The sequence below is a fragment of the Caballeronia ptereochthonis genome, from assembly GCF_001545075.1.
Taxonomy (GTDB): Bacteria; Pseudomonadota; Gammaproteobacteria; order Burkholderiales; family Burkholderiaceae; genus Caballeronia; species Caballeronia ptereochthonis.
The window spans coordinates 179732-205762 of the sequence record NZ_FCOB02000001.1 but is presented as its reverse complement, the minus strand read 5'-3'; the positions used below and the strand labels follow the sequence as shown (position 1 = coordinate 205762).

Genomic DNA, 26031 nt, shown 5'->3' with positions numbered 1-26031 from the left:
AATCATAGCCTGCGTCGCGTGTCGCGAGGCGCGTGCCGCGGGCGGAGCGACGAACGCGCGCCGTGCTCCCGGAGCCCCCGGCGCACGCTGCGCAAGCTCCGCTGGACAAGGCTCCGGCCGCTTTCAGTGCCGCTGATCCGACGCCGGGCTCACGCCTTGTGAGAGTTCTTTTGCGACAAAAAGTTGCGCAACGTCGACGGGGTCGAAGTCGTAGCGCTGGTTGCAGAATTCGCAGTGCACTTCGACACCGCCGCGTTCCTCGATCACGCTGTCGACTTCCTCGCGGCCGAGCATCTTCAGCATGCCGCCGACCTTTTCGCGCGAGCAGGTGCACTGGAAGCGCGCGGGCGCGGGATCGAAGTGCTGCACGTTCTCCTGCCAGAAGAGCCGCTTGAAGACCGTCTCCGGTTCTTCCTTCAGCAATTCCTCCGTCGAAAGCGTGCTGCCGAGATGACAGACGCGCTGCCAGGTATCGGCGTCGTGCTCGCCCGGATGCGGGACGATGCCGCCGTCGCCCGGCAGCTTCTGCAGCAGCATGCCGACGGCGCGGTTGGTGTCCGCGGCGAGCCACAGGCGCGTATCGAGCTGCTCGGAATGATGCATGTAGTGCTCGAGCACTTCGGCCATCGACGCAAGCGGGCCGTGTTCGCCCGAGAGCGGCACGATGCCCTGATACGGCTGCTGCCCCGGCTTCTTGTCTGCGGGATCGAGCGTGATGACGCAGCGCCCGCGTCCGTGGCGGTTCAGAAGCTCGGCGAGCGACATCTCGTTGCCGAGCTCGCTTTCGGCGCCTTCGGCGAGCTTGGCCGTGGCGCGCAGCGACAGGTTCGAATTGCACTGCACGACCAGCATCTTCACCGGGCCGTCGCCGTAGATCTGCATGACGAGCGTGCCGTCGAACTTGAGGTTCGCCGACAGGAGCGCGCACGCGGCCATCATCTCGCCGAGCACGTTGCGCACGGCTGCCGGATAGGGGCGGCGCGCAAGCACTTCCTGCCACGTGTGACGCAGCGATACGATTTCGCCGCGCACGGGCGCCGCGTTGAACATGAATTTCTGCAACTGGTCGTTCACAACTCTTCCTTGGGGTGTTGAGGCTCGGGCGTGCCGTCTCGACGGACAGCCGCTCAGCCGATGCGCACGAGCTGCGCCTTGTAATATTCGCGCCGGTCGGCATAGCTTGCCGTGGCCGCGCGCATGCGGGCGATGTCCGCCTCGCCGATTTCCCGCACTGCCTTCGCGGGCGCGCCGAGAATCAGCGTGTTGTCCGGGAACACCTTGCCTTCGGTGACGATGGCGCCCGCCCCAACCAGACAGTTGCGGCCGATTACCGCACCATTCAAGACCACGGCCTGAATCCCGATCAGCGAGCCTTCCTTGATCGTGCAGCCGTGCAGCATCGCCTGATGGCCGACGGTGACGTCGTTTTCGATCGTCAGGGGAAAGCCCGGGTCCGCGTGCAGCACGGCGCCCTCCTGCACGTTGCTGCCGCGCCCCACGACGATCGGCTCGTTGTCGCCGCGCAGCGCGGCGCCGGGCCAGACGCTCGCGTTTTCCTCGAGCGTCACGCGGCCGATGATGGTCGAGGTATCCGCGAGGAACACGCTTTCGTGAATGGTGGGGGCGTCGTCGCCGAGTTTGTAGATGGCCACTTTGTCTCCTGGCGTTGTTTCGTGAGGACGGGGCGCGGGGCCGCTGCGCCGGCGCGGCGCTAAAATGCGCGCCTGGCTGGCGTCTCGCGGCATTGTTGCGCGATGCGCGGCATTCGCCGGGGTTACCATTTTAGCCGTTTGCAGTACGTGTCCGCCCGACCGGCGTTTCGCACGCCGTTTTCAAGATAGTTTGATGCACGACCTTCCGATTCCCGCCGAAACCCAAGCCAATGCGCGCCGCGCGGCGCTCGACATCCTGCGCGAGCGCGACCCCGCCGCGAAGGCCGCGCGGACCGTCGCGCTGCGGGAAGCGGTGCGCGCCGACCCGTCGCGCATCGACCCGCACGCCACGCTTGCCGATCCCGGCGATCTGCCTGGTCGGCCCGCGCGGCCTGAACTCGTCGAGCCGTCGTCGCTGAAGCGCCGCAGCATGCAGTCCGAGGCCGGGCGCGCGGTGCTGCTGCACGCGCTTGCGCACATCGAGTTCAACGCGATCAATCTCGCGCTCGATGCCGTCTGGCGCTTCGCTTCGATGCCCGAGGACTTTTATCTCGACTGGTTGAAGGTGGCGGCCGAGGAAGCGCACCATTTCTCGCTTCTGAGCGCGCGCCTCGCGGAGTTCGGCCACGCCTACGGCGATTTTCCCGCGCACGACGGCCTCTGGGAAATGGCGCAGCGCACGCGCGGCGACGTGCTCGCGCGCATGGCGCTCGTGCCGCGCACGCTGGAGGCGCGCGGCCTCGACGCTTCGCCGCCGATCCGCAAGCGACTCGCGCAGGCGGGCGATCACGCGTCGGCGGCGATTCTCGACGTGATCCTGCGCGACGAAATCGGTCACGTGCTGATCGGCAACCGCTGGTTCCGCTTTCTGTGCGATGCGCAGGCGCTCGATCCTCATTCGACCTACGAACGCCTCGCCGCCCAGTACCACGCGCCGAAGCTGCGCGGCCCGTTCAATTTCGAGGCCCGCCGCGACGCGGGCTTCGACGAAGCCGAACTCCGCGCGCTCGCCGGTCTCGACGAAGGGGAGTGACGGGCGGGCATCGCCGCTATAATCGAACGATCATCCTTTTTCACCGATCCGAGGCGAGACATGAAAGAAGCGCGCTCCGAATTCGTCGATGCGCGCGGCGTGCGTCTGCACGTGCGCCGCTGGGGCTCGTCCGACGCCCCGATGCTCTTCATGCTGCACGGCTGGATGGACGTGGGCGCGTCGTTCCAGTTCGTGGTCGACGCGCTCGCCGGCGACTGGCAGGTGCTCGCGCCCGACGCGCGCGGCTTCGGTCTCTCCGACTGGCCGGTTGCGGAGAAGGGCGGCGGCCACTACTACTTCCCCGACTATCTCGCCGACCTCGACGTGCTGCTCGACCGCTACGCGCCCGGCGCGCCGGTGAATCTCGTCGGCCACAGCATGGGGGCGAACGTCTCCCTGCTCTATGCGGGCGTGCGGCCCGATCGCGTGCGACGAGTGGTCGATCTGGAAGGCTTCGGGTTGCCGGCCGCGCGCGCGTCGCAGGCGCCGGGGCGCCTCGCGCAATGGCTCGACGACCAGCGCGCGCCGCCCGTGCTGCGCAGCTATGCGAGCCTCGATGAAGTTGCCGAGCGGCTGATCCGCACGAATCCGCGTCTTCCGCTCGCCCGCGCGCGCTATCTCGCGCCCCACTGGTCGCGCGAGGAAGCGGACGGGCGCTTCCATCTGCTCGCCGATCCGGCGCACAAGATGCGCGGGCCGACGCTGTATCGTCTGGACGAGGTGAGCGCCTCGTGGTCGCGCGTGCAGGCGCCTGTGCTGCACGTCGAGGCAAAGGATTCGCCGACACTCGCGGCATTCGCGGGCCAGATGCCGGTCGCCGAATTCAAGACGCGCTTCGCCGCGTTTCCCGACTGGCGCGAGGAAATCGTCGACGACGCCGGGCACATGATCCATCACGACCAGCCGGAACGCATCGCCGCGCTGATCGAGTCGTTCTGCGCGTGAGCGGCGCGGCTCGCGCGGTGTGCGCGGGCGCGCCTGCATGATCGGCGTGTCATGCCGTTACAGTAGAATGTCAGTGAAACTCATGAGCCGACGATGAACGCCGATCTGCATTGCCATTCCACCGTGTCCGACGGCCAGTTCGCGCCCGCCGAGGTCGCCGCGCGCGCGCATGCGAACGGCGTGACGCTGTGGTCGCTCACCGATCACGATCAGCTGGGCGGGCAGCGCGAAGCACGCGAGGCGGCCGAAGCGCTCGGCATGAGCTATCTGGCGGGCGTCGAGATTTCGGTGACGTGGGCGTCGCGCACGGTGCATATCGTCGGCATGAATGTCGATCCGAACAACGACGCGTTGCTCAAGGGGCTGGAATCGACGCGCAACGGGCGGGCGGCGCGCGGTGTGGCGATCGGCGAGGCGCTCGCGGCGATCGGCATTCCGAACGCTCATGAAGGCGCGCTGCGCTTCACCGACGATCCCGACATGATCTCGCGCACGCACTTCGCGCGCTTTCTGGTGGAGGCGGGCTACGCGCAGTCCACGTCCGACGTGTTTTCGCGCTATCTCGGCGATGGCAAGCCGGGTTTCGTCGGGCATCGCTGGGCGAAGCTCGCGGACGCCGTGAAGTGGATCAAGGATGCGGGCGGCGAGCCGATCATCGCGCATCCCGGCCGCTACGATTACACGCCGGTCGAATTCTCGGCGCTCTTCGACGAATTCATTCAGCTGGGCGGCCACGCGATCGAAGTCGTGACGGGCAGCCACACGCCCGACCAATACCGCGAGTACGCCGACGTCGCGCGCCGCTACGGTTTCGAGGCGTCGCGCGGCTCGGACTTCCACGGCGTGGGGGAAGGGCGCGTCGATCTGGGCCAACTGCCGCCGCTGCCGGACGACCTCAAGCCCGTGTGGGAGCGCTGGCTATAACGTTCCCCGGCGCGGGCGCGCCTCTTTTTCCGGCGCGCACGGTCTTTGCATCACCGGTATTTTCCACACGCATACCCCGTGAATTCGCGACCGCGCGTGCAGCGCGTCGCGCGCGTCCTTCCCGGGCAGGATCGAAACAATAAGGCGTCGCCATGTCTCAATTCTTTCGCATTCATCCGGACAATCCGCAGCCGCGGCTCATCAATCAGGCCGTGCAGATCATTCGCGACGGCGGCGTCGTCGCGTTGCCGACCGATTCGAGCTACGCGCTCGCCTGTCATCTCGACGACAAGGACGCGATCGAGCGCCTGCGGCGCATTCGCGGCATCGACGACAAGCAGTTGCTGTCGCTGCTCGTGCGCGATCTCTCCGAGCTCTCGAACTTCGCGATGGTCGACAACCGGCAGTACCGGCTCATCAAGTCGGTGACGCCGGGGCCGTACGTGTTCGTGCTGCAGGCGACCAAGGAAGTGCCGCGCCGGCTCTCGCACCCGTCGCGCAAGACGATCGGGCTGCGGGTGCCGGATCACGCCATCACGCTCGCGCTGCTGGAGGCGCTCGGCGAGCCGCTGCTCGCCTCGACGCTGATCCTGCCGCCCGACACCGAGCCGCTCAACGATGCCGAGGAAATCCGCGAGCGGCTGGAAAAGCAGATCGAGCTCGTGATCGACGCGGGAGCTTGTCCGGCGGAGCCCTCCACGGTGATCGACCTTTCGGCGGGGGAGCCGGTGCTCGTGCGCGCGGGGAGAGGCAGTCTCGAACCGTTCGGGCTGGCGGCGTAGTCGCCGCGCAGCAACGCGCACGGGCCTAAGACCCGATTAAGCGTTATGGCTCATCATGAGGCGCCACCGTGCGCGCGCGGCCTCACTGCGCGCGTCTGATCAGACCTGCCTGCTTGATACTGCTTGATACAATACCGCCTTATGGATTCTTCCCTGATACAAACCATCGCGGTCTACGCGCTCCCGGTGATCTTCGCGATCACGCTGCACGAGGCCGCGCATGGTTACGCCGCGCGTCTGCTCGGCGACAACACGGCCTACGTCCTGGGCCGCGTCTCCATGAATCCGATGCGCCACATCGATCCGATCGGCACGATCCTGATTCCGATCGTCCTGTACTTCGTGACGAGCGGCGCCTTCATGTTCGGCTACGCGAAGCCCGTGCCGGTGGCGTTCGGCAATCTGCGCAATCCGCGCTGGGGAAGCCTCTGGGTCGCCGCAGCCGGGCCCGGCAGCAACTTCGTGCAGGCGCTCGTCTGGGGCGTGCTCGCGGTGCTGCTCGCCGTCTTTCACGTCAACGAGCCGTTTTTCACGCGCATGGCGGCGGCGGGCGTCGGCGTGAATCTCGTGCTGGGCGTGCTGAATCTCTTTCCCTTGCCGCCGCTCGACGGCGGGCGCGTGCTCATGGCGCTGCTGCCGGTGCGCGCGTCGATCGCGTTCTCGAAGCTCGAGCCTTACGGCTTCTTCATCGTGATGGCGCTCGTCGTGACGGGCGTGCTGACGCGCTTCTGGCTCGGGCCGCTCGTGAGCGTCGGCTACGCGGCGGTGTCGGCTATTCTGAATCCCCTCGCTTCACTCTTTCCATAACATCATGTTCCCTGACCGTATCTTCTCCGGCATGCGGCCCACCGGGTCGCTGCACCTCGGCCACTATCACGGCGTGCTGAAAAACTGGGTGCGGCTGCAGTCCGAATACCCGTGCTTCTTCGCGGTGGTCGACTGGCACGCGCTCACGACGCACTACGAGACGCCCGAGGTCATCGAGAAAAACGTCTGGGAAGTGCTCATCGACTGGCTGGCGTCCGGCATCGATCCGGCGCAGGCGACGCTCTTCATCCAGAGCCGCGTGCCCGAGCACGCCGAGCTCTCGCTGTTGCTCGGCATGGGCACGCCGCTCGGCTGGCTCGAACGCGTGCCGACCTACAAGGAGCAGATCGAGAAGCTGAAGGAGAAGGATCTTTCGACCTACGGTTTTCTCGGCTATCCCGTGCTGATGGCGGCGGACATCCTGCTATATCGCGCCTCGCTCGTGCCGGTCGGCGAAGACCAGGTGCCGCACGTCGAAATGACGCGCGAGATCGCGCGCCGCTTCAACTACCTCTATGGCCGCGAGCCGGGCTTCGAGGAAAAGGCGATGGAAGCCGCGAAGAAGCTCGGCGGCAAGCGCTCGAAGCTGTATCACGAGCTGCGCGTCGCCTACCAGCAGGAGGGTGACGACGAAGCGCTCGAGCAAGCGCGCGCGATGCTGCAGGAGTCGCAAAGCCTGTCGATGAGCGACCGCGAACGCCTGTTCGGCTATCTGGAGGGCTCGCGCAAGATCATTCTCGTCGAGCCGCAGGTGCTGCTGACGGAAGCGTCGCGGATGCCGGGTCTGGACGGGCAGAAGATGTCGAAGTCCTACGGCAACACCATCGGCCTGCGCGAGGACGCCGAGACCATCACGAAGAAGGTCCGCACCATGCCGACCGACCCGGCGCGCGTGCGCCGCACCGATCCGGGCGATCCGGACAAGTGCCCGGTCTGGCAGCTGCATCAGGTCTACACCGACGAGGCCACGCACGAATGGGTGCAGAAGGGCTGCCGCAGCGCGGGCATCGGCTGCCTGGAATGCAAGCAGCCGGTGATCGAGGGCATCCTGCGCGAGCAGCAGCCGATGCTCGAGCGCGCGCAGAAGTACATGGACGATCCGTCGCTGCTGCGCGCGATCGTCGCGGACGGCTGCGACAAGGCCCGCAAGTTCGCCACGGAGACGATGCGCGAGGTGCGCGAGGCCATGGGCCTGTCCTACAACTGATGGAAGGCGTACCGAGCGCCTGGGTCGCGCGCTGGGCGCATCTCGTCGCGCCCGGCGGCACGGTGCTCGACGTCGCCGCCGGCAGCGGGCGGCACGCGCGCTGGCTCGCCTCGCTCGGGTTTCGCGTGCTCGCGCTCGATCGCGACGCCGGCGCGCTCGCGTCGATGCACGCCTGCGCCGGTATCGAGACGCTGACGGCCGATATCGAAAACGCCCCGTGGCCGCTTCCAAGTGACCGAACGTTCGATGCGGTCGTCGTCACGAACTATCTCCATCGCCCGCTGTTCGGGCATTTGCTCGACGCGCTCGCGCCCGGCGGCGTCCTGATCTACGAAACTTTCGCGGCGGGCAACGCGAGCGTCGGCAAGCCGTCGAACCCCGCGTTTCTGCTCGAACCCGGCGAGCTGCTGGAAGCGGTGCGAGGACGGCTGCGCGTGACCGCCTACGAGGACGGATTCCTCGAAAACCCGCGTCCTGCCTACGTGCAGCGGATGTGCGCGGTCCGCGAACCGCGGCCGGCGGAAAAAGCGCTCACGATTGGTAACACACCCCCGGGCCCGCCGCGTTACGCGTTGACCGGCTAATCCGCTACAATCGCGGTAGATCGCGTTTCGCGATTAAATTTACGATTAAATTCATAGAGTTTCATGACAAACGGAACACACGGCGGCATCCAGATCCGCGGCAGCATCCCTGCCATCGTCACCCCGATGCACGAGGACGGTAGTCTTGATCTGCCGGCGTTTCGAAAACTGATCGACTGGCACGTCGAGCAAGGGTCGAACGGTCTCGTCGTGGTCGGCACGAGCGGCGAATCGGCCACCTTGTCGGTCGAAGAGCACATTCTGATGATCCAGACGGCCGTCGAGCACACGGCCAGGCGTTTCCCGATCATCGCGGGCGCGGGCGGCAATTCCACCGCCGAAGCGATCGAACTCTCGAAGCAGGCGAAGAAAGTCGGCGCCGACGCCACGCTGCAAGTTGTCCCGTATTACAACAAGCCGACGCAGGAAGGCATGTACCGCCATTTCCGCGCCATCGCGGAAGCGGTCGACCTGCCGGTGATCCTCTACAACGTGCCGGGCCGCACCGTTGCCGACATGAGCAACGAGACGATCCTGCGCCTGGCCGAAGTGCCGGGCATCATCGGCGTGAAGGAAGCGACGGGCAACATCGATCGCGCGGCGCATCTCATCAAGCACGCGCCGGCGCATTTCTCGATCTTCAGCGGCGACGATCCCACGGCCATCGCGCTGATGCTGCTCGGCGGCCACGGCAACATCTCGGTGACGGCCAACGTCGCGCCGAAGGAAATGAGCCAGCTCTGCCGCGCGGCGATCGAAGGCGACGCCGTCACGGCGCGCCGCATCCATCTGAAGCTGCTGTCGCTGCACAAGCAACTCTTCTGCGAATCGAATCCGATTCCGGCCAAGTGGGCGCTCCAGGCGCTCGGCCGCATGGAAGGCGGCATCCGCCTGCCGCTCACGCCGCTCGACGCGCGCTATCACGACGTGGTGCGCGACGCGTTGCGCGACTCCGGGCTGCTCGCCTGATCACATGCGGCGGCGCGCCACAGTCGGGGAATCGAAGAGCCGCGCCGCCGCACGTGATCGAAATGAACCACACCGTCAGTCATCAACCGCCGCTCGTTGGCCTCAACATTGGCTTCGATGACCCGCTCGTCCGGAGCGGGATCGGCGCGAGGCAAGGCGTCATCAGCAGCAACGAAGGACCTCATGAAACGTTCCGCTCTTCTTACTCAAGTCAAACGCCTGAGCGTGCTGTCGCTCGGCGCCAGCGCGGTCCTTGCGCTCGCGGGTTGCGATACGCTCAACGACTGGCTCGCGCCGGATCGCGTCAACTACAAGACTGCTGAAACCGCGCCCTCGCTCAACGTTCCCTCCGATCTGACCACGGCCGACATCAGCCAGCGCTATGCCGCGCCGCCGAAGATCAACTCGCTCGGCGGCGCCGCCGAACGTTCGGTCACACCGGCAGGCAACGCGACGCTCGGCGTGCCGACCGCGCAGGACCCGTACGGCATGCACGTCGAGAGCGACGGCGATCGCCGCTGGCTCGTCGTCGATGGCCGCTCGCCGGATCAGGTCTGGCCGCAGCTGAAGGAGTTCTGGGAAGAAAACGGCTTCACGCTCAAGACCGACGCGCCGCAGACCGGCATCATGGCGACCGACTGGGCCGAGAACCGCGCGAACATTCCGAACGACTGGTTCAGAAACAGCGTGGGCAAGCTGCTCGATTTCGCGTACTCGTCGGGCACGCGCGACATGTTCCGCACTCAGGTGGACCGCGCGGCCGACGGCTCGACCGACATCTCCATCACGCACAGCGCGATGGAAGAAGTGCTGACCGGCCAGGACAAGACGTCATCGCGCTGGGAAACGCGTCCGCGCAATCCGGCGCTCGAAGCCGCCATCCTCACGAAGCTGATGCAGAAGTTCGGCCTTACCGAAGACCAGTCGAAGAAGCTGATCGCGCAGGCGCGTCCGGCGGGCGCGAAGGTGGCGGTGGACCCGAGCGCGGGCGGTTCGACGCTCGATCTCGCCGAGCCGTTCGATCGCGCATGGCTGCGCGTTGGCCTCGCGCTCGATCGCACCAACTTCACGGTCGACAATCGCGATCGCGACAAGGGCATCTACTACGTCCATTATTCGGACTCCATGGCGGAGTTGAAGAAGGATGGTCTCTTCGGCAAGTTCTTCTCGGGCAACTCGCCGAAGCCGACGCGCCAGTTCCTCGTCAACGTGAAGCCGAAAGCGGACTCGGTCACCCAGATCGGCGTGGTCGATGCCAACGGCCAGCCGGATACGTCGTCCGATGCGCAGCGCATCGTGTCGCTGCTGCATGCTCAGTTGAACTAGACGACGGCGCAAGGCATCGGTTGATCAAGGGTTCATTGTGAGATTCGCCAGTCTCGGCAGCGGAAGCGAAGGCAATGCATTGCTCGTCGAGGCGTCGAGCGGCACGACCACCACGCGCGTGCTGCTCGATTGCGGCTTCTCCGCGAAGGAAGTCGAGCGGCGCCTCGCGCGGCTCGATTGCCGCGCCGAGGATCTCGACGCCATCGTCATCACGCACGAGCACACGGACCACATCGGCAGTGCGCTGACGCTCGCCCGCAAATGGTCCATCCCGTTGCATATGAGTTGGGGCACGGCGCGCGCCACCGGCGCCGATGAAGCCAGTGTCGAACTGAACGTGCTATGGGGCGATGAAAGCGTCGCCATCGGCGATGTGAGCGTGCTGCCGTACACCGTGCCGCACGACGCCCGCGAACCCCTGCAATACGTGTTCTCCGATGGCGCCTGCCGTCTCGGCGTGCTTACGGATGTGGGCGCGGCGACGCCGCATATCACGAGCGTTCTGAGCGGCTGTGACGCGCTCGTGCTGGAATCCAATCACGATGTCGACATGCTCGCGGCGAGCCGCTATCCGCCCTCGCTGAAGGCGCGCATCGGCGGAACGCACGGGCACCTGAACAACGATGCGGCGGCGGCCATTCTCGCGTCGCTCGATCGTTCGAGGCTGCGTCATCTCGTGGCCGCGCATCTCAGTCAGCAAAACAATCTGCCGCATCTCGCGCAGGTCGCGCTGGCGGCGGTGCTGGGTGCTTCGTCAATCGACGTCGTAGTGGCGACGCAAGCGGAGGGCTTCGACTGGCTCACGCTCTGACGACGCTGCTCGAAAGGGCTGGAAGCAGATACAAAAAAACCGGCTGAAAGCCGGTTTTTTCGTTGGCAGGCCGCCTCGGCGGCCTGCAACGTAGCGCCTGAGCCTTACTGGCTTGCGCCCGATGCCGGAGCAGCAGCCGAAGCGGCAGCGTCCGAAGCAGCGCCAGCAGCCGAAGCTGCGTCGCTTGCAGCGGCCGAAGCGCTCGATGCAGCAGCGTTTGCGTCCGAAGCAGCAGCAGCCGGAGCCGAAGCAGCCGACGTATCGCTTGCAGCGCTCGGAGCAGCCGTTTCGCTAGACTTGTTGCATGCAGCCAGAGCAACAGCAGCCAACAGGGATGCTACGAGGAGGGATTTCTTCATGATCACGTCCTTTTATGGTTAAAGGTAAGCAACAGCGCAAAGTACCGGTAATGTGTGCTCCAACACCGACCTGGGCCGCTGTGGAGACTCACAATTCTTTTTTGGTGTGAGACTTCCTACGGCTTGGCCGGAAATTATAGGCACTTTCGTAACGACCGTCGATAAATCAGGGGCCGATACGTTGTCTTTCTCATACAAACTTTCATATTGCGGAACAGCAAAATTCTAACATCCGCAGCATGTCTGGAAGCCTCGTCGAGCAAGCCTGTCAAGCCAAAGCGCCCATCCGAATCCAGCCCGCACGATACCATTCGTGTAGCAACGCTGTCATTGTCGAATCGTCTGTAAGTGTTACAAAGCGTTTCGCCTCCAGACGCCGTGTGTCGGCCAATTCAGGGAGCCACTTTTTCAGCTTCGACGATAACAGTGCTGCTTCGCCATTCACGAAATACGACCTTCCGTCATAGAGCAAAATCGTCTTTCTATCCAGCCTGACGCCGGTTTTTTTCGCTCGCTCCAGAAATCGCTGCTCGTTCAACGCGCGCTCGGGCGGGTCGAATACGACGTTGGCTTTCGGCTCGCTCAAATAGCTGCCCAGAAAAGCGGCGACGTCCTTTTCGCTCCAGTCCACGTCCGCAAGGATCGCGCCAACACGCTCGACGAGAATCGCGGGCAGGGCGGCCGGATTCGCTACGGGCGCCTGGCCGGGATCGCGATAGCGCGCGTTGGCGCGGGCGCCATCGGGTGCCTCGCCGGCACGTTCCGCGAGGTGATACAGGAACTGCGCCGTGAGTTCGTGCTCCGAAGGTGCACGAAAGCCGATCGATGCGGTCATGCATTCGCCCTCGGCGATGCCGTCGTGCGCGATATGCGGCGGCAGATAAAGCATGTCTCCCGGCTCCAGCACCCATTCCTCCTCGGGCTCGAAGTGCTGTAAAACTTTCAACGGCAGTCCGGGTTTTAGCGAAAGATCGCGTTGTGCTCCGATACGCCAGCGGCGCTTGCCATGAACCTGAAGCAGAAACACGTCATAAGAGTCGAAATGCGGCCCGACGCCGCCGCCATCCGTCGCATAGGAGATCATCAGGTCGTCGAGGCGCGCGTCGGGAATGAAGCGGAACCGGCTCATCAGCGCGTGCGCGCGATCGTCATGCAGGTTCACGCCTTGCACGAGCAGCGTCCATTCGCGTTTCTTCGCCGAAGGCAATTCGTCGGGCGCAAAGGGGCCGTGCTCCAGATTCCACGTGTTGCGAAAATGGGTGATGAGACGCGACTCGACGTCGTCCAGATCGGCGAGTTCGAAGAGTTCGTCGCGCGCGAGCGGGGCTGTGATGCCGGGAATCGCCTGACGGATCAGAAGCGGCTTTCTCTGCCAGTATCGCCGCATGAACTGACGCGGCGTGCGGTTGCCCAACAAGGGTGTGGGTTCGTCTGGCAGGGGCGCCCGGGCATGCTCGGGAAGGCCGGAATCGGGGGGTGGTGTTGCGTCGTGGGGCCGCTTGGGCATCGTATAATCGAGGCTTGTATCTTGGAGGATCCAATGAAAATTGCGAAAGACACTGTCGTTTCGGTTGCTTACAAGCTATCGGATGCGCAAGGCAATCTGATCGAGGAAAGCGACGAGCCGATGGTCTATCTGCACGGCGGCTATGATGGCACGTTCCCCAAGATCGAGGAAGCGCTGGACGGTCGCGAGCCCGGCTATGAAACGCTCATTCAGCTCGAGCCGCAGGACGCGTTCGGCGAGTACGATCCGGAGCTCGTGAAGGTCGAGGAGCGCAGCCGCTTTCCCGAGCCGCTGGAAGTCGGCATGCAGTTCGAAGGCACGCCCGAAGACGGCGACGACGAACTCGATTCGCTCATCTACACCGTGACCGATGTCGCCGAGGACAAGGTCGTGCTCGACGGCAATCATCCGCTCGCGGGCATGGCGCTGCGTTTCGCGCTGTCGGTGCAGGAAGTGCGCACGGCGACCGAAGACGAGATCGTGCATCAGCATGCGCATGGCGCGGACGGCCTGCATGTCGTCGATGAGGATGACGACGAAGACGACGAAGGCGAGCCGCGCAAGGATGCGGGTCCGACGCTGCATTGAGCGCGCGAACAAGGAACATCGAATCGTGAGAAAAGCGCAGCTTCGGCTGCGCTTTTTTTATGGCCCGCTGTCGTCGTCGTTGCCTTTCGGCGCGGTTGGCGGTGCGCCGTTCTGCACGCCCGATGCGGGCGCGGGAAGAATCGGCGGCAAGGACTGCGGCGGTGTGAGGATCGGCGGAAGATCGGACGCCGGCAGCGGCATCGTGGGCGGTGCCGGCAGGGACGCCGGCAGGTCGTTGCGCGGCATCGATGCAGGCTGCGTCGGTTGCGGCACTGGGTAATAAGGCAGGGAAGGCGCGCTCGATTGCGCCGGCGCCTCGGACGCCGGCCCGCTCGTTTCGCCCGCGCGCGCCTCGTGCACGTTGCGCACGCGCAGGCGAAACGGCGGATGCCATTGCGCACCGCTTTGCACTTCGAGCCACTGCGATTGCGGCTTCCTGAATGCAATCGCGATGCGCGTGAGATTCGTGACGATCAGGCCTTTATCGTTACGCAACGGCTGATCGATGTGAAAGCCGTTCAGCTCGGGGGCATCGGTGCCGTGAATCACGATGACCGGCCCGCGAAACGCCTCCGCCGCCTTCACGAGACTGCGCTTGAGTTCGAGAAAGCCGTCGCGCGGCTGATTCGAGCGCGAGAAGCGCAGCCATGCGAAGCGTTCGCGCCGCTCGTAGCGCGAGAAGTCCGGGTCGCCTTGAAGGATGATGACGAGCGCGCGCATGTCCGCGCGCCGCGCCGATTCCGCCGCATGTTCCAGCCAGAAGGTGGTCGCGACGGCGCGGTCCTCGAATTCGCCGTTGCGTCCGCCAGCGGTCAGATAGTGGTTGTTCGGGCTCGGTACGTTGAGACCGATGAACGCGACGCCCTGCGCCTGCCAGCGCACCATCTCGCGAAACGTCCGAAAGCGCGCGACGTCACTCTCGCGCGACAGCGTGAGCGGAGATTGTCCGAGCGAGCTCGCATCGGCGAAGAAGAGCTGGCGAACGAAATCGAGCCGCTCGACGGGATCGTATGCGCCCGCATGAGCCTGGCCGCAATCGGCCCAGTCGTGCTGGCCGAGCAACAGAACGAGCGGCGTGCGCGACGCGTCGAGCAGGTCGTGACGCGCTTGATAGATGCTGTCGTGGCACGGTTCTGCGGCGCCCTTGAAATTGCCGTCGTAGACGATGAACGCGATGTTCGCGTCGCGCCCGATGGCATCGAGCATGCGGCGCACCGGCGCTTCGTCGGCGGGGCGGCTGAGCGCGTCCGCGATCACGGCGAAGCCGAGCGGCGTACCGCTTTCGGCATGCGCATGCGCGATTGCGCCGCACAGGAGTGCGGCGAATATCGTGGCCGCGCTCGTCAGGCGCGACACACCCGACATGCGCGCGGCGACGGCACGCTCAACGCGAGGCATCCGGCGGGTTGTTCGCCAGTTCATGCAGTTCGTAGAGCAGATCGAGCGCATCGCGCGGACGCAGTTCGTTCGGATCGAGCGCGCGCAGCTTTTCCATCACGGGGTGTTCGGGCGCTTCGTCCTGCTTCGGATCGTCGGCTTGCGCGTCGTCGTAAGGCGAATACGGCTGGCTCGCGAACAGGTCGAACTGCGGAGTCGGCTGGCCGATCGACTGCTGCTCCAGATGCACGAGATGCTTGCGCGCCGCGCGGATCACGGCGGCCGGCACGCCCGCGAGCTGCGCGACCTGCAGGCCGTAGCTCTGATTGGCCGGGCCCTCGCTCACCGCGTGCAGGAACACGATGCCGTGATCGTGTTCGACCGCCGACAGATGCACGTTCGCCGCCTGCGCGAATTCCACAGGCAGCTGCGTGAGCTCGAAGTAGTGCGTCGCGAAAAGCGTGTAGCAGCCGTTGTGCGTGAGCAGATGCCGCGCGATGGCCCACGCGAGCGCGAGGCCGTCGAACGTCGAGGTGCCGCGCCCGATCTCGTCCATGAGCACGAGGCTCGATGCGCTCGCATCATTGAGAATCGCCGCTGCCTCGGTCATCTCGACCATGAAGGTCGAGCGCCCGCCCGCGAGATCGTCCGCCGCGCCGATGCGCGTGAAGATGCGATCGAGCGCGCCGAAGCGCGCGCGCTTGGCCGGCACATAGCTGCCGACATGGGCCATCAGCGCGATCAACGCGGTCTGGCGCATGAAGGTCGACTTGCCGCCCATGTTCGGGCCGGTGATGAGCAGAAGCCTGCGGTCCTGGCTCAGACAGCAGTCGTTGGCGATGAACTGCTCGACCTGCGCTTCGACGACCGGATGCCTTCCCTGTTCGATATCGATGCCCGCATCGGCGGCGAATTCCGGTGCGACCCAGTCGAGGGCGCGCGCGCGTTCGGCAAAGGCGCACAGAAGATCCAGCTCGGCGAGCGCCCCGGCGACGCGCTGGCAATCCGCGATGAAAGGCAGAAGGTTCTGCAGCAGGGCATCGTAGAGCGCGCGCTCGCGGGCCAGCGCCCGCTCCTGCGCGGAAAGCGCCTTGTCCTCGAAGGCCTTCAGCTCCGGCGTGATGTAGCGCTCGGCGTTCTTGAGCGTCTGACGGCGGCGATAGTCGTCGGGCACCTTGTCGGTCTGGCCGCGCGTGACCTCGATATAGAAGCCGTGCACCTTGTTGTACTCGACGCGCAGATTCGCGATGCCCGTGCGCGCGCGCTCGCGCGCTTCGAGATCGATCAGGAACTGATCGCAGTTCTCCGAAATATCGCGCAGCTCGTCGAGATCGGGATCGTAGCCGCGTGCGATCACGCCGCCGTCGCGGATCAGTGCGGCGGGCTCGGGCGCGATCGCGTTCGTCAGCAGATCGAGACATTCGTGCGGCGGCTCGAGCGCGGCAGTGATGCGTTCCAGCGCGGACGTCTCGCGGGCGACGCCGGCGACGAGCGCGCGCAGATCGGGCAGCGCGGCGAAGGTGTCGCGCAGGCTCGACAGATCGCGCGGGCGCGCCGACAGCAGCGCGAGGCGCCCCGTTATGCGCTCGATGTCCGAGACCCGGCGCAATGCGGTGCGCAGCGTATCGAGGCCGCCGCCCGAGGGCGCGTCGATGAGCGCGCCGATCGCCTGCTGGCGCGCCTGCGCGACCGATGCATCGCGCGGCGGATGATGCAGCCAGTGACGCAGCAGCCGGCTGCCCATCGTCGTGCAGCAGGTGTCGAGCAGCGAGAAGAGCGTCGGCGATTCGGTGCCGCGCAGCGTTTCAGTAAGCTCGAGATTGCGCCGCGTGGCGGGATCGAGCCCGATGTATTCGGATTCGTACTCGACCTTCAGGCTGCGCACGTGGCGCAACTGCTGGCCTTGCGTCGCGGCGGCGTAGAGCAGCAGGGCGCCCGCCGCGCCGCATGCGCAGGTGAGCGTCTGCGCGCCGAAGCCGTCGAGGCTCGCGACGTCGAGCTGCTCGCGCAGACGCTGCGTGCCCGAGCCGACATCGAAGTGCCACGCCGGCACGCGCGTGGTGGCGCCTGGGTTCGTCACGCCGAGCGACGCCTGCATGTCCGTGATCGAATCGGCGACGAGCGTCTCCGCGGGACGGATGCGCTCCAGCGCCGCGCTCACCTGCGCCGGCGCGACTTCCGCGAGCCGCAGCGCGCCGCTCGCGAGATTGAGCCACGCGAGCCCGACGCTCGTCACCACGCCGCGCCGGTTGTGGGCGGGGCAGAGCGCGAGCAGATAGACGTCGCTCTTGTCCGAGAGCAGGGCGGCGTCGGTCAGCGTGCCCGGCGTGACGACGCGCACCACCTTGCGCTCGACCGGTCCTTTCGATGTCGCCGGATCGCCGATCTGCTCGCAGATCGCAACAGACTCGCCGAGCTTCACGAGCTTGGCGAGATATTGCTCGCATGCGTGATGCGGCACGCCCGCCATCCTGATCGGATTGCCGCCCGACGCCCCGCGCTGCGTGAGCGTGAGATCGAGCAGGCGCGCGGCCTTCTCGGCGTCGTCGAAGAAGAGCTCGTAGAAATCGCCCATCCGGTAGAAGACGAGCGTGCCGGGATGCTCCGCCTTGATGCGCAGGTATTGCTGCATCATGGGCGTGTGCTGCGACAGGTCCGCTTGCGCTGCGGGGTCGCTGGATGTGTCGGGAGTTGCCGTGTGATTGCCCATCTTGCGTGCTGTGAGAGCCGGAACGACCAAATGGCCGGGCGCGACGTGCGCCGGCCGCAAGTCAGCCGATAGGGCATGAGTTTAACCTGTCGTGGGGGACGGGCGGAGTCGGCCGAATGACCGATGGAGCGTCAAGGCCGAACGCTGCTGTCGCGACGCGAATGGGCCTGGATCGCGCAGGCGCGAACGAAGGCGCCCCGCACGCTTGCCGCGAGAACGGAGTCGGCCGCTGAAACGAACGGGCGCCGTTCCAGCGGCAAATACGTGGATCAGAAGAGCGGCCGCGTCATGCGCGCCCGGCGAGGAATCCGACGAGCAAGGCAAGCCCCGCCACCGCGCCGAGCGTATGCCACGGCTTGTCGTGCACGAAGTCATCGGCATAGCCGGCCGCGTCGCCCAGCTTGCCCGCGAACACGCCGCTCGCGCCGTTCATTTGCGAACGCGCGGATTTCAGTTTCGCTTGCAGATCCTTGCGCAGCTTGTCGGCATCGATGTCCTTCGCGCCCTGGATCGAGCTTTCCAGATCGTCGAGCAGACTACGCAACTGGCTGCTGGCCGAATCGACCGCGTCGCTCGCACCGCGCACCGCGCGTTCGCCGAGATTGGCTGCGCCATTGATTTTGCTGTCGAGCGTCGAACGTGTGAACAATCCCATTTCCTTGCTCCTTTATTGACGTTGCCGAGGAATAAATGACGCCGGGTCCGGTTCCAGTCGTATCACGGGCCTCGCCGCGGCGCACCGCTTGCAGCCTGACCGCTTCAACCTTACGACTTGCACCCGCCGCCCGCGTTCCCTCCCTTTCTTCCTCGTTCGCCGGCGCCGGGGCATGAACCCAGAATACACCGTCGAGCAAGGATCATTCCTCGACGAGCGCGCCGAGATCGGCCTCGCGTTCGTTCTGGCTCTGGCGGCGCATCGCGAGCGTCATCATCAGGCACACGAACAGGCCGAACACGACGATGATCCACTGCACCGGCATCTTGATCGTCAGGAGCAGCGCGTAGGCGCCGAGCATCGCCAGCACGGCCAGGTTCTGGTTGAAATTCTGCACCGCGATCGAGTAGCCGGCCGACAGCAGGGTCGCGCCGCGATGCTGCAGGATCGCGTTCATCGGCACGATGAAAAAGCCGGACAGGCCGCCCAGCGCGATCATCAGCGGGTACGCCATCAGGATGTACGCCGGCGCGAAGAGCGGACCGATCTGCACGCCGGCGCCCGCCGGGAACAGATCCTTGTTGTAGAACGCCATGGCGACTGCCACCGCGCCGATCAGCACGCCCACCGGCAGCACCCTGAGCGACTGGCGCAGCATGATCCACGCGGAAGCCGCCGCCGCGCCGAGCGCGATGCCCAGCCCCGTCACGCCCTGCAGCACGGCCGCCTTCGACAGCGACAGCCCGAGATTCGCGTCGGCCCATTTGAGCACCAGCAATTGCAGGGTGACGGCCGCGCCCCAGAGCAGCGTCGTGACCCACAGCGCGATCTGCGCGAGCTTGTCCTTCCACAGCACCATGAAGCTGTGCGAAAAATCGTTGACGAGCCGGGTAGGCTCGGTCAGGAGATTCGGGTAGCGCGCGCCGGTATCGGGGATGAACGCGTTGATGGCCGCCGCCGACGCATAGATGAGCATCACCGTGAAGAGGGCGGCGTGCGCGGCGGTGCTCATGAACGGCAGGTGCGCGTGCGTCACCCAGCGCGCGACCACCTGGCTCACGAGCGCGCCGCCGACCACGGTGCCGAGGATGGTCGAGCCGACCGTCGCGGATTCGAGCCACGCGTTCGCCGCGATCAGCTTCTGCGGCGGCAGAAGCTCGGTGAGGATGCCGTATTTCGCGGGTGAATACGCCGCGGCGCCCAGGCCGACGACGCCGTACGCGATCATCGGGTGCACGCCCGCGATCATCATCGCGCAGCCGGCCGCCTTGAGAGCGTTCGAAATGAACATGACGTGGCGCTTCTGGATCGCATCGGCGAATGCGCCGACGAATGGAGCGAGCACCACATAGGAAATCGTGAAGAAGATCTGCAGGAGCGGCGTGACCCACGGCGCCGAATGGACGACGGCGAGCATGGCGATCGCGGCGATCAGGAGCGCGTTGTCGGCGAGCGACGAAACGAACTGCGCGGCGATGATCGTGTAGAAGCCTTTTTTCATGGCGGGATCAGCGTGTGGCGCGGCGCGCGACGGGACAATTGCGGAAAAGGCAGGATGAAGCGCGCGTCGCCCGGTGATGCGAGGGCAAAAGATTGCACTGTAACGGAGCCCCGCAATCGATGCAGGGCACGCGGCGCGCCCGGGGCGCTGTGAAGAGGGGTGGTGCAAGGGCGCGCACGCGCGCGCCCTTCGATGCATCTTATTCGCCGGTCAGGCGCGTGCGCGAGTACAGGTCGAGAATCTTGACCATCTGCGCATACACCTTCGGATTGCCCGCGACGATCTCGTTCTGGAACAGGAAATCCGATTCGCCGGTGTAGTTGCCGACGAGTCCGCCCGCTTCGGTCACGATCAGGCTGCCCGCCGCCACGTCCCACGGGTGGATGCCTTGCTCGAAAAAGCCGTCCAGACGCCCGGCCGCGACGTTCGCCAGATCGAGCGCCGCCGCGCCCGGACGGCGCAGCCCGGCGCACGAGAGCGTCATTTCGCTGAAGAGGCGCATGTAGGCGTTGAGGCCCTGACCGTCGCGGAACGGAAAGCCCGTGCCGATCAGCGCATCCGACAGACGATCCAGCTTGCCGACGCGGATGCGCCGCTCGTTCAGATACGCGCCGCGGCCGCGCGAGGCGGTGAAGAGGTCGTTGCGCGTCGGATCGTAGACGACGGCCTGCTGAACGACGCCCTTGTGTGCGAGCGCGATCGACACGCAGTAGTACGGGAACCCGTGGATGAAGTTGGTGGTGCCGTCGAGCGGATCGATGATCCACTGATACTCGGACTCGCGATCGTCGCGGCCGGACTCTTCGGCGAGGATCGAGTGGTCGGGGTAGGCGGTGTGCAGCGTCTCGATGATCGCGGCCTCGGACGCCTTGTCGACTTCCGTCACGAAGTCGTTGTGCTGCTTCTTGCTGACCTGGACGCGGTCCAGATCGAGCGACGCGCGGTTGATGATCTGTCCGGCGCGGCGCGCGGCCTTGACAGCGATATTGAGCATCGGATGCATGAGCGAAATCCTCTGGCCGCCGGGCGTGCTCCTCATGTTTGTCATGGAGAACGCGCAGGCGAAAAAGTTGGCGACAACGACTATGTCGACGAAAGACGAATTGAATAAGAGCGAGGCGCTCGCGCGAAGGGTTCGACCGACTCCGAAACCGTTCGCGGCGCGCGAGGGGGCCATTTTACCCGAAAGTCGCCATTAAGCCCCGCGCATCGACACGTGTGTGGGAAGTGCCGCCGAAGCGCGTTAACATTGTGGGTTCACCCTACTTCAGCACGACTCGAGCCTTGGAACCCAACGATCTTTCCGCGCCCGCCGGCGGCTTCACGTCCACGCGCTTCATCCTCGTCGAGCCGAGCCATCCGGGCAATGTCGGCGCGGCCGCGCGCGCGCTCAAGACGATGGGCTTCGCGCGGCTCGTGCTCGTCGCGCCGCGCGTGCCCGATGTCAAGAACGAACCCGAAGCCATCGCGATGGCCTCCGGCGCCGACGACGTGCTCGCCTCGGCGCACGTCGTCGACACGCTCGCGGATGCGCTCGTCGGCGTGCGCTGGTCGGTCGCGCTGACCGCGCGCATGCGCGAGTTCGGCCCGCCGCAGATGCCGCCGCGTGCGCTGGCCGAGCGCGCCCACGAATTCGTGCGCCATGGTGACATCGCGCTCGTATTCGGCAACGAGCGCACCGGGCTGTCCAACGCGGACGTCGAGCGCTGCAGCGCGCTCGCGCACGTTCCGGCCAATCCGGCCTACAGCTCGCTCAATCTCGCGCAGGCGGTTCAGGTGCTCGCCTACGAGCTGCGCCTCGCGTTCCAGGCGCCCGCGAGCACGCTCGCCGTCGTCGGGACTGCGGGGCAGAGCGCGTCGAGCGATGAAATCGAAGGCATGTACGCGCATCTCGAAGAGGCGCTCGTCGCGCTGGATTTTCTCGATCCGGCCAACCCGAAGAAGCTGATGTCCCGCGTGCGGCGGCTCTTCGCGCGCTCGGGACTCGAGCGCGAAGAGGTGAACATCCTGCGCGGCATCGCCAAGCACATCCTGCTGCAAACGAAGAAAGACTGAACGCGCGTGCGGCGGCGGTCTCGGGGCGGTGCCGGAGCAGCGACCGCGCTGTCATCGTGGGCATCGGGCAGACTCCGCGCGCTCGTCCTACAATCGGCGAAAAACGGTGCAAGCCGATATAAGCTTTGCGCGTTTCGTGCTTTGGACGCATGCGCGGCACGGAACGGCGCGCGCCCCTTTCCCCATTCGAGACATCGCCATGTTCGACCGACTTCGCGAAGACATCGCCGCCATCCGCGAGCGCGATCCCGCCGCCCGCAGCGCCTGGGAAGTCGTCACCTGTTATCCGGGCCTGCACGCGATTCAGCTGCACCGCTTCGCGCACGCGTGCTGGCGCGGGCAATGGCGCTGGCTCGCGCGCTTCGTGTCGCAACTGGCGCGCTTTCTGACCGGCATCGAAATCCATCCGGGCGCGACGCTCGGGCGGCGCGTGTTCATCGATCACGGCATGGGCGTGGTGATCGGCGAGACGGCCGAAATCGGCGACGACTGCACGATCTATCAGGGCGTGACGCTCGGCGGCACGTCGCTCACGCGCGGCGCGAAGCGCCATCCAACGCTCGAGCGCGGCGTGATCGTCGGCGCGGGCGCGAAGGTGCTAGGCGGCTTCACGGTCGGCGCGGAGGCGAAGATCGGCTCGAATGCGGTGGTCGTGAAGCCCGTGCCGGCGGGCGGCACGGCGGTCGGCAATCCGGCGCGCATCGTGATGCCCGCCGTCGAGAAGAAAAAGACCGGCGAGCCGGCGAAGAGCGGCTTCTGCGCCTACGGCATCACGCCGAACGCGGACGATCCGGTGTCGCTCGCGATCCACGGCCTGATCGATCACGCGTCGACCCAGACGCAGCGCATCGACGACATCGTCGCGGCGCTCGAGCGGCTCGGGGCGCGCGTGGAGGCGCTCAATGGCGTGGACGGCGCCGCGCTCGTCGATCTCAAGCGCCTGTGCACGTCGATGGACGGCAAGACGGAGGAGCGGGCCGCGTCGGTCGGGCGCTAAGCGTTGAAGCGTTGAAGCGTTGACGCGTTAAAGCGCAGGGCGTTACAGCGGCAGCGCGTGCAGGCCGGTTTCGTCGAGGCGCAGATAGCCGCCGCGCGGCGTGCCGTGGTCCAGCTCCCAGTCGGGCAGGACCCAGCGCACGCCTTCGACCTCGCGATGCATCGCCGGCCGGTGCGTGTGGCCGTGAATCAGCGTGTGCGTGTGGCTGCCGATGAAGAGCTCGGCCACGGCTTTCTTCGTCACGTCGTATTTCGACGACAGGCCCGTCATGCGCGCGCCCGCGCTCTTGGTGCGCATGCGCTGGCCGATCGCGAGGCGTGTGTCGAGCGGCAGCGCGAGAAAGAGCCGCTGCGCGAACCGGTTGCGCGCGAGCCGTCGGAAGTGCTGATAGGCGCGATCCGCCGTGCACAGGCCGTCGCCGTGCGCGAGCACGATGCGCTTGCCGAAGCCGGTGATCACGAACGGATCGGGCAGGAGCATGGCGCCCGCGTCCTTCATGAAGCGCGGGCCCAGCAGGAAGTCGCGATTGCCGTGCATCACGTACAGGCCGATGCCGCGCTCGGAGAGCGTGTGCATCAGCCGCGCCATGCGGCGCGCGAAGCCGGCGCGCGCGTCCGTCGAGGGTGCGTCGAGGATGTCGTCGCCGATCCAGAATTCGAACAGGTCGCCGAGAATGAAGACGGAATCCGCCTCGTTCGCCGTGACCTCGATGAAATGCTCGAACGCGGTGACCGTGTTCGGAAGCGCCTCGGAGAGGTGCAGGTCGGAAATGAAAAACAGCGGGCGCGCGCGTTGCGCTGCGCCCGCTGCTTCGCGATCGAAAGAAGTTTTCGTATCGATCATGCAATGACCGCGATCAGACCACGACGGCCTTCTCGATCACCACGTCGTCGACCGGCACGTCCTGATGGAAGCCCTTCGAGCCCGTCTTGACCTTCTTGATCTTCTCGACCACGTCCATGCCGTCGACGACACGGCCGAACACGGTGTAGCCCCAGCCCTGCGGCGTCGGCGACGAGTGGTTCAGGAAGTCGTTGTCCTTCACGTTGATGAAGAACTGCGCGGTCGCCGAATGCGGATCGTTGGTGCGCGCCATCGCGATCGTGCCGGCGTCGTTCTTCAGGCCGTTGTTGGCTTCGTTGTTGACCGGCGCATCGGTCGGCCTCTGCTTCATGCCCGGCTCGAAGCCGCCGCCCTGGATCATGAAGCCGTCGATCACGCGGTGGAACACGGTGTTGTCGTAATGACCCTTCTTCACGTAGTTGAGGAAGTTTTCGACGGTCTTCGGCGCCTTCTCGGCGTCCAGTTCGAGCTTGATGACGCCGTGGTTCGTATGCAGTTCGACCATGATGTGTTCTCTCCAATGTGTCTGGTTGAGCCGTGACGCGACGCGTGCGCGTTCATGTTCACGGCGTGAAGGGCGCTTCGTATTACTGCGAGACCACGGTGGCCGACTCGATCACGGCCGGCTTCTGCGGAACGTCCTGCATCGGGCCGCGCGTGGTGGTCGGGCTTCCCTCGATCTTCTTCACGACGTCCATGCCCGAGACGACCTTGCCGAACACGGCATAGCCGTTGCCGTCCGGGTTCGGATAGTCGAGACCCGCATTATCGACCGTATTGATGAAGAACTGGGCGGTGGCCGAGTTCGGGTCGCTCGTGCGCGCCATCGCGATCGTGCCCGCGGCATTCTTCAGGCCGTTCTTGCTCTCCAGCGGGATCGGCGCGCGCGTCGGCTTCTCGGCGAAGCTCGTGCTATAGCCGCCGCCCTGGATCATGAAGCCCGGAATCACGCGATGGAAGATCGTGCCGCTGTACTGGCCGGATTTCACGTAGTCGAGAAAGTTCGCGACCGTCTTCGGCGCCTTCTCGGGATACAGCTCGACCTTGATGTCGCCCTGCGTGGTCTTGAAGAGCACGCTCGGGTGCGCGGCCTGCGCGTTCGGCTGTGCAAACGCCGGCGCGCTCGCGATCAGGGCGGCGCCGGAGAGCGCCAACATCAGGAATTTCATGAAGGATCGATCCTCGTGTGGTGATTGCAAAGAGTCAACCGCGAAGGGGCGAGCGCGCGCGGAAAACGGTGAAGCGAGGCGACAGCTTACCGCGCGCGCAAGCTCGTGCGCTTACGGCTGCGCGTTCGGCGCGACGTACGGCGCCGTCGGCAGCGGGCCGCTCGGGCCGCCGAATGGCGAGTACGCGTCGGGCGCGGGCATCGTCGACGTGGCGCCGCCGGTGCCGGATGCCGGCGCCCACTCGTCCGCGGCCGTCCGCGGAGCCGTCGCGCCGCGCGCGCCGGATGCGGCTGCCGCGTCGGACGCCGCCGCTGCCGCGCTCGCGCGCTTCTTCGGCGGGGGCGTATAGATGTTCTGAATCGCGGCGAGCCGCTGGCTCGTGAGCGGGCTCTTCGAGCCGAGCGTCTGCGCGCGCTTGTACGATTCGCTCGCGAGACGCAGATAGAGATCGCCGAGGTTGTCGTAGGCGAGCGCGTAGCCGGGGTTCGCCTTGACCGCGGTTTCGAGCGCGACGCGCGCATCCTCGTAGCGGCCCTTCTTCGCATAGAGCGCGGCGAGATTGTTGTACGGCTCGGGCAGCTCGGGATACGCCTGCGTGAGCTCGGTGAACGCGGCGATCGCTTCGTCGTCGCGGTTCAGGCGCGCGAGCACGGTGGCGCGCTTGAACTTCGCCTGCGCGTCGCGCGGATTGCTCGCGATGCGCGCATCGAGCTCCTTGAGCGCCGCGCTCCAGTCCTTGTTCGCGATGGCCGCGTCGGCCTGCGGGGTGTCGTCGCGCTTGGCGGGCGAGGTCTGCGCGAGCGCCGCGGTCGACGCGCCGAGCCATGCGGCCGCGCCGATGGCCGCGATCGCGAGCGTGCGGGCGGCGAATGTGCTGAAGGTCCGGGGAGCGAGCCGGCAGGAGAGTTGCAGAGGCGTGCGCGCTGGGCGATGAGTCACTTGGAATCGATTCAATGAATGATGCAGCGAAGGAAGCCGGAAAAGCGGCGAAAGAGTCGACGAGAGCTTCGACGCACGGACCGGAACACGCGTTGAAATGACCGCCGCGGCGCGCTGTCCCACCAGGCTTTCCGCCCGGCCCGGAACGCGGCTTGCAATGCCCGCTGCGCGGCCGCCTGGAGATTTCATAGGCTCAAGTCCCGGTGTTATACTCCGACCCATTCTAACAAAAGGTCTGCACGTCCCGCGCACGTGTCTTGCGCTTGCCTCGCTTGCCTGATTCTTGCGAGC

At 65.9% G+C, this 26031-nt stretch carries 28 protein-coding genes; 14 read left to right on the top strand and 14 right to left on the bottom strand.

The annotated features are described in order from the left end of the window. Positions 1-123: 123 nt before the first annotated feature. Positions 124-1074 (bottom strand): Hsp33 family molecular chaperone HslO, encoded by a 951-nt coding sequence (hslO, locus tag AWB83_RS00925; RefSeq protein ID WP_087042370.1) that lies wholly within the window; start codon positions 1072-1074, stop codon positions 124-126. 53 nt (positions 1075-1127) lie between these two features. Next, on the bottom strand, positions 1128-1652 hold the full coding sequence (locus AWB83_RS00920; protein ID WP_087042369.1) for a gamma carbonic anhydrase family protein: 525 nt from the start codon (positions 1650-1652) through the stop codon (positions 1128-1130). Positions 1653-1845: 193 nt separating this feature from the next. Here AWB83_RS00920 and AWB83_RS00915 point away from each other — a divergent pair, with 193 nt between their 5' ends. The 8 genes from AWB83_RS00915 (at position 1846) to dapA (ending at position 8903) form a co-directional block, all read left to right on the top strand. Beyond that, entirely contained in the window at positions 1846-2685 is an 840-nt protein-coding gene (locus AWB83_RS00915) for a ferritin-like domain-containing protein (protein WP_087042368.1), read from the top strand. A gap of 60 nt (positions 2686-2745) precedes the next feature. Beyond that, positions 2746-3630: an alpha/beta fold hydrolase gene (locus tag AWB83_RS00910; protein ID WP_087042367.1), complete on the top strand. Its 885-nt coding sequence runs from the start codon at positions 2746-2748 to the stop codon at positions 3628-3630. A gap of 93 nt (positions 3631-3723) precedes the next feature. Next, positions 3724-4554 carry a 3',5'-nucleoside bisphosphate phosphatase gene (locus AWB83_RS00905; RefSeq protein WP_087042366.1) on the top strand — a complete coding sequence of 277 codons (831 nt, stop codon included), beginning with the start codon at positions 3724-3726 and terminating at the stop codon, positions 4552-4554. A 152-nt stretch (positions 4555-4706) separates the two neighbouring features. Beyond that, positions 4707-5336: an L-threonylcarbamoyladenylate synthase gene (locus AWB83_RS00900; protein ID WP_087042365.1), complete on the top strand. Its 630-nt coding sequence runs from the start codon at positions 4707-4709 to the stop codon at positions 5334-5336. Between the two features lie 141 nt (positions 5337-5477). Then, positions 5478-6143, top strand: a complete 666-nt coding sequence (locus AWB83_RS00895; RefSeq protein WP_087042364.1) for a site-2 protease family protein — start codon at positions 5478-5480, stop codon at positions 6141-6143. A gap of 4 nt (positions 6144-6147) precedes the next feature. Next, positions 6148-7350, top strand: coding sequence for a tryptophan--tRNA ligase (locus AWB83_RS00890; RefSeq protein WP_087042363.1), 1203 nt, complete (start codon positions 6148-6150; stop codon positions 7348-7350). After that, a complete protein-coding gene (locus AWB83_RS00885) occupies positions 7350-7934 on the top strand; it encodes a class I SAM-dependent methyltransferase (protein ID WP_087042362.1) in 585 nt (194 codons plus the stop codon). The genes AWB83_RS00890 and AWB83_RS00885 overlap by 1 nt, the downstream gene beginning before the upstream one ends. A gap of 63 nt (positions 7935-7997) precedes the next feature. Continuing rightward, complete coding sequence (gene dapA / locus AWB83_RS00880) at positions 7998-8903, top strand: 4-hydroxy-tetrahydrodipicolinate synthase (protein WP_087042361.1); 906 nt, start codon at positions 7998-8000, stop codon at positions 8901-8903. Here dapA and AWB83_RS35925 read toward each other — a convergent pair. Further along, positions 8855-9088 (bottom strand): hypothetical protein, encoded by a 234-nt coding sequence (locus AWB83_RS35925; protein ID WP_143750001.1) that lies wholly within the window; start codon positions 9086-9088, stop codon positions 8855-8857. The genes dapA and AWB83_RS35925 overlap by 49 nt on opposite strands. Between AWB83_RS35925 and bamC the strand changes: the two genes are divergently transcribed. Both bamC and AWB83_RS00870 read left to right on the top strand, forming a co-directional pair. After that, positions 9087-10229 carry an NlpB/DapX family lipoprotein gene (gene bamC, locus AWB83_RS00875; protein ID WP_087042360.1) on the top strand — a complete coding sequence of 381 codons (1143 nt, stop codon included), beginning with the start codon at positions 9087-9089 and terminating at the stop codon, positions 10227-10229. The two genes, AWB83_RS35925 and bamC, sit on opposite strands and share 2 nt — an antisense overlap. Before the next feature lie 37 nt (positions 10230-10266). Then, entirely contained in the window at positions 10267-11040 is a 774-nt protein-coding gene (locus tag AWB83_RS00870; RefSeq protein ID WP_087042359.1) for an MBL fold metallo-hydrolase, read from the top strand. 104 nt (positions 11041-11144) lie between these two features. On the opposite strand, the gene AWB83_RS37045 is transcribed toward AWB83_RS00870, so the two are convergent. Both AWB83_RS37045 and AWB83_RS00855 read right to left on the bottom strand, forming a co-directional pair. After that, entirely contained in the window at positions 11145-11399 is a 255-nt protein-coding gene (locus AWB83_RS37045) for a hypothetical protein (protein ID WP_074168913.1), read from the bottom strand. Between the two features lie 268 nt (positions 11400-11667). Then, positions 11668-12906, bottom strand: a complete 1239-nt coding sequence (locus AWB83_RS00855; protein WP_087042358.1) for a cupin domain-containing protein — start codon at positions 12904-12906, stop codon at positions 11668-11670. A 33-nt stretch (positions 12907-12939) separates the two neighbouring features. Here AWB83_RS00855 and AWB83_RS00850 point away from each other — a divergent pair, with 33 nt between their 5' ends. Continuing rightward, the gene (locus AWB83_RS00850) at positions 12940-13494 is read left to right on the top strand and encodes an FKBP-type peptidyl-prolyl cis-trans isomerase (protein ID WP_087042357.1); all 555 of its coding nucleotides are present in this window, start codon (positions 12940-12942) and stop codon (positions 13492-13494) included. A gap of 57 nt (positions 13495-13551) precedes the next feature. On the opposite strand, the gene AWB83_RS00845 is transcribed toward AWB83_RS00850, so the two are convergent. The 5 genes from AWB83_RS00845 to AWB83_RS00825 form a co-directional block, all read right to left on the bottom strand. After that, positions 13552-14892, bottom strand: a complete 1341-nt coding sequence (locus AWB83_RS00845; RefSeq protein WP_244197519.1) for a hypothetical protein — start codon at positions 14890-14892, stop codon at positions 13552-13554. Beyond that, positions 14879-17581, bottom strand: a complete 2703-nt coding sequence (mutS, locus tag AWB83_RS00840) for a DNA mismatch repair protein MutS (protein WP_087042356.1) — start codon at positions 17579-17581, stop codon at positions 14879-14881. Before mutS ends, AWB83_RS00845 begins: the two co-directional genes overlap by 14 nt. A 286-nt stretch (positions 17582-17867) precedes the next feature. Continuing rightward, positions 17868-18236 (bottom strand): ElaB/YgaM/YqjD family protein, encoded by a 369-nt coding sequence (locus AWB83_RS00835; protein ID WP_087042355.1) that lies wholly within the window; start codon positions 18234-18236, stop codon positions 17868-17870. 202 nt (positions 18237-18438) lie between these two features. Beyond that, on the bottom strand, positions 18439-19737 hold the full coding sequence (lplT, locus tag AWB83_RS00830; RefSeq protein ID WP_087042354.1) for a lysophospholipid transporter LplT: 1299 nt from the start codon (positions 19735-19737) through the stop codon (positions 18439-18441). A gap of 199 nt (positions 19738-19936) precedes the next feature. Continuing rightward, the gene (locus AWB83_RS00825; protein WP_087042353.1) at positions 19937-20740 is read right to left on the bottom strand and encodes an inositol monophosphatase family protein; all 804 of its coding nucleotides are present in this window, start codon (positions 20738-20740) and stop codon (positions 19937-19939) included. On the opposite strand from AWB83_RS00825, the gene AWB83_RS00820 reads away from it, so the two are divergent. The 3 genes from AWB83_RS00820 (at position 20739) to cysE (ending at position 22789) form a co-directional block, all read left to right on the top strand. After that, a complete protein-coding gene (locus tag AWB83_RS00820; protein WP_087042352.1) occupies positions 20739-20936 on the top strand; it encodes a hypothetical protein in 198 nt (65 codons plus the stop codon). The genes AWB83_RS00825 and AWB83_RS00820 overlap by 2 nt on opposite strands. A gap of 85 nt (positions 20937-21021) precedes the next feature. After that, entirely contained in the window at positions 21022-21792 is a 771-nt protein-coding gene (locus AWB83_RS00815; RefSeq protein WP_087042351.1) for an RNA methyltransferase, read from the top strand. Positions 21793-21991: 199 nt separating this feature from the next. Continuing rightward, positions 21992-22789: a serine O-acetyltransferase gene (gene cysE, locus AWB83_RS00810; protein ID WP_087042350.1), complete on the top strand. Its 798-nt coding sequence runs from the start codon at positions 21992-21994 to the stop codon at positions 22787-22789. 42 nt (positions 22790-22831) lie between these two features. Here the strand turns inward: cysE and AWB83_RS00805 are convergent, their stop codons facing one another. The 4 genes from AWB83_RS00805 to AWB83_RS00790 all read right to left on the bottom strand — a co-directional run bounded on the left by AWB83_RS00805 (position 22832) and on the right by AWB83_RS00790 (position 25713). Beyond that, on the bottom strand, positions 22832-23632 hold the full coding sequence (locus AWB83_RS00805; protein ID WP_087042349.1) for a UDP-2,3-diacylglucosamine diphosphatase: 801 nt from the start codon (positions 23630-23632) through the stop codon (positions 22832-22834). Positions 23633-23645: 13 nt separating this feature from the next. After that, positions 23646-24137: a peptidylprolyl isomerase gene (locus tag AWB83_RS00800; protein ID WP_087042348.1), complete on the bottom strand. Its 492-nt coding sequence runs from the start codon at positions 24135-24137 to the stop codon at positions 23646-23648. Between the two features lie 82 nt (positions 24138-24219). Beyond that, complete coding sequence (locus AWB83_RS00795) at positions 24220-24801, bottom strand: peptidylprolyl isomerase (protein ID WP_087042347.1); 582 nt, start codon at positions 24799-24801, stop codon at positions 24220-24222. A 111-nt stretch (positions 24802-24912) separates the two neighbouring features. After that, on the bottom strand, positions 24913-25713 hold the full coding sequence (locus AWB83_RS00790) for a tetratricopeptide repeat protein (protein WP_244197528.1): 801 nt from the start codon (positions 25711-25713) through the stop codon (positions 24913-24915). Positions 25714-26031: the final 318 nt, after the last annotated feature.

What these genes read in the sequence shown, in the direction of transcription:
- AWB83_RS00915 (WP_087042368.1), top strand. Translation starts at nt 1,846, where the DNA reads ATGCACGACCTTCCGATTCCCGCCGAAACCCAAGCCAATGCGCGCCGC.
- AWB83_RS00910 (WP_087042367.1), top strand. Translation starts at nt 2,746, where the DNA reads ATGAAAGAAGCGCGCTCCGAATTCGTCGATGCGCGCGGCGTGCGTCTG.
- AWB83_RS00905 (WP_087042366.1), top strand. Translation starts at nt 3,724, where the DNA reads ATGAACGCCGATCTGCATTGCCATTCCACCGTGTCCGACGGCCAGTTC.
- AWB83_RS00900 (WP_087042365.1), top strand. Translation starts at nt 4,707, where the DNA reads ATGTCTCAATTCTTTCGCATTCATCCGGACAATCCGCAGCCGCGGCTC.
- AWB83_RS00895 (WP_087042364.1), top strand. Translation starts at nt 5,478, where the DNA reads ATGGATTCTTCCCTGATACAAACCATCGCGGTCTACGCGCTCCCGGTG.
- AWB83_RS00890 (WP_087042363.1), top strand. Translation starts at nt 6,148, where the DNA reads ATGTTCCCTGACCGTATCTTCTCCGGCATGCGGCCCACCGGGTCGCTG.
- AWB83_RS00885 (WP_087042362.1), top strand. Translation starts at nt 7,350, where the DNA reads ATGGAAGGCGTACCGAGCGCCTGGGTCGCGCGCTGGGCGCATCTCGTC.
- dapA (WP_087042361.1), top strand. Translation starts at nt 7,998, where the DNA reads ATGACAAACGGAACACACGGCGGCATCCAGATCCGCGGCAGCATCCCT.
- bamC (WP_087042360.1), top strand. Translation starts at nt 9,087, where the DNA reads ATGAAACGTTCCGCTCTTCTTACTCAAGTCAAACGCCTGAGCGTGCTG.
- AWB83_RS35925 (WP_143750001.1), bottom strand. Translation starts at nt 9,088, where the DNA reads ATGAGGTCCTTCGTTGCTGCTGATGACGCCTTGCCTCGCGCCGATCCC.
- AWB83_RS37045 (WP_074168913.1), bottom strand. Translation starts at nt 11,399, where the DNA reads ATGAAGAAATCCCTCCTCGTAGCATCCCTGTTGGCTGCTGTTGCTCTG.
- AWB83_RS00855 (WP_087042358.1), bottom strand. Translation starts at nt 12,906, where the DNA reads ATGCCCAAGCGGCCCCACGACGCAACACCACCCCCCGATTCCGGCCTT.
- AWB83_RS00850 (WP_087042357.1), top strand. Translation starts at nt 12,940, where the DNA reads ATGAAAATTGCGAAAGACACTGTCGTTTCGGTTGCTTACAAGCTATCG.
- AWB83_RS00845 (WP_244197519.1), bottom strand. Translation starts at nt 14,892, where the DNA reads ATGCCTCGCGTTGAGCGTGCCGTCGCCGCGCGCATGTCGGGTGTGTCG.
- mutS (WP_087042356.1), bottom strand. Translation starts at nt 17,581, where the DNA reads ATGGGCAATCACACGGCAACTCCCGACACATCCAGCGACCCCGCAGCG.
- AWB83_RS00835 (WP_087042355.1), bottom strand. Translation starts at nt 18,236, where the DNA reads ATGGGATTGTTCACACGTTCGACGCTCGACAGCAAAATCAATGGCGCA.
- lplT (WP_087042354.1), bottom strand. Translation starts at nt 19,737, where the DNA reads ATGAAAAAAGGCTTCTACACGATCATCGCCGCGCAGTTCGTTTCGTCG.
- AWB83_RS00820 (WP_087042352.1), top strand. Translation starts at nt 20,739, where the DNA reads ATGAGCGAAATCCTCTGGCCGCCGGGCGTGCTCCTCATGTTTGTCATG.
- AWB83_RS00825 (WP_087042353.1), bottom strand. Translation starts at nt 20,740, where the DNA reads ATGCATCCGATGCTCAATATCGCTGTCAAGGCCGCGCGCCGCGCCGGA.
- cysE (WP_087042350.1), top strand. Translation starts at nt 21,992, where the DNA reads ATGTTCGACCGACTTCGCGAAGACATCGCCGCCATCCGCGAGCGCGAT.
- AWB83_RS00805 (WP_087042349.1), bottom strand. Translation starts at nt 23,632, where the DNA reads ATGATCGATACGAAAACTTCTTTCGATCGCGAAGCAGCGGGCGCAGCG.
- AWB83_RS00800 (WP_087042348.1), bottom strand. Translation starts at nt 24,137, where the DNA reads ATGGTCGAACTGCATACGAACCACGGCGTCATCAAGCTCGAACTGGAC.
- AWB83_RS00795 (WP_087042347.1), bottom strand. Translation starts at nt 24,801, where the DNA reads ATGAAATTCCTGATGTTGGCGCTCTCCGGCGCCGCCCTGATCGCGAGC.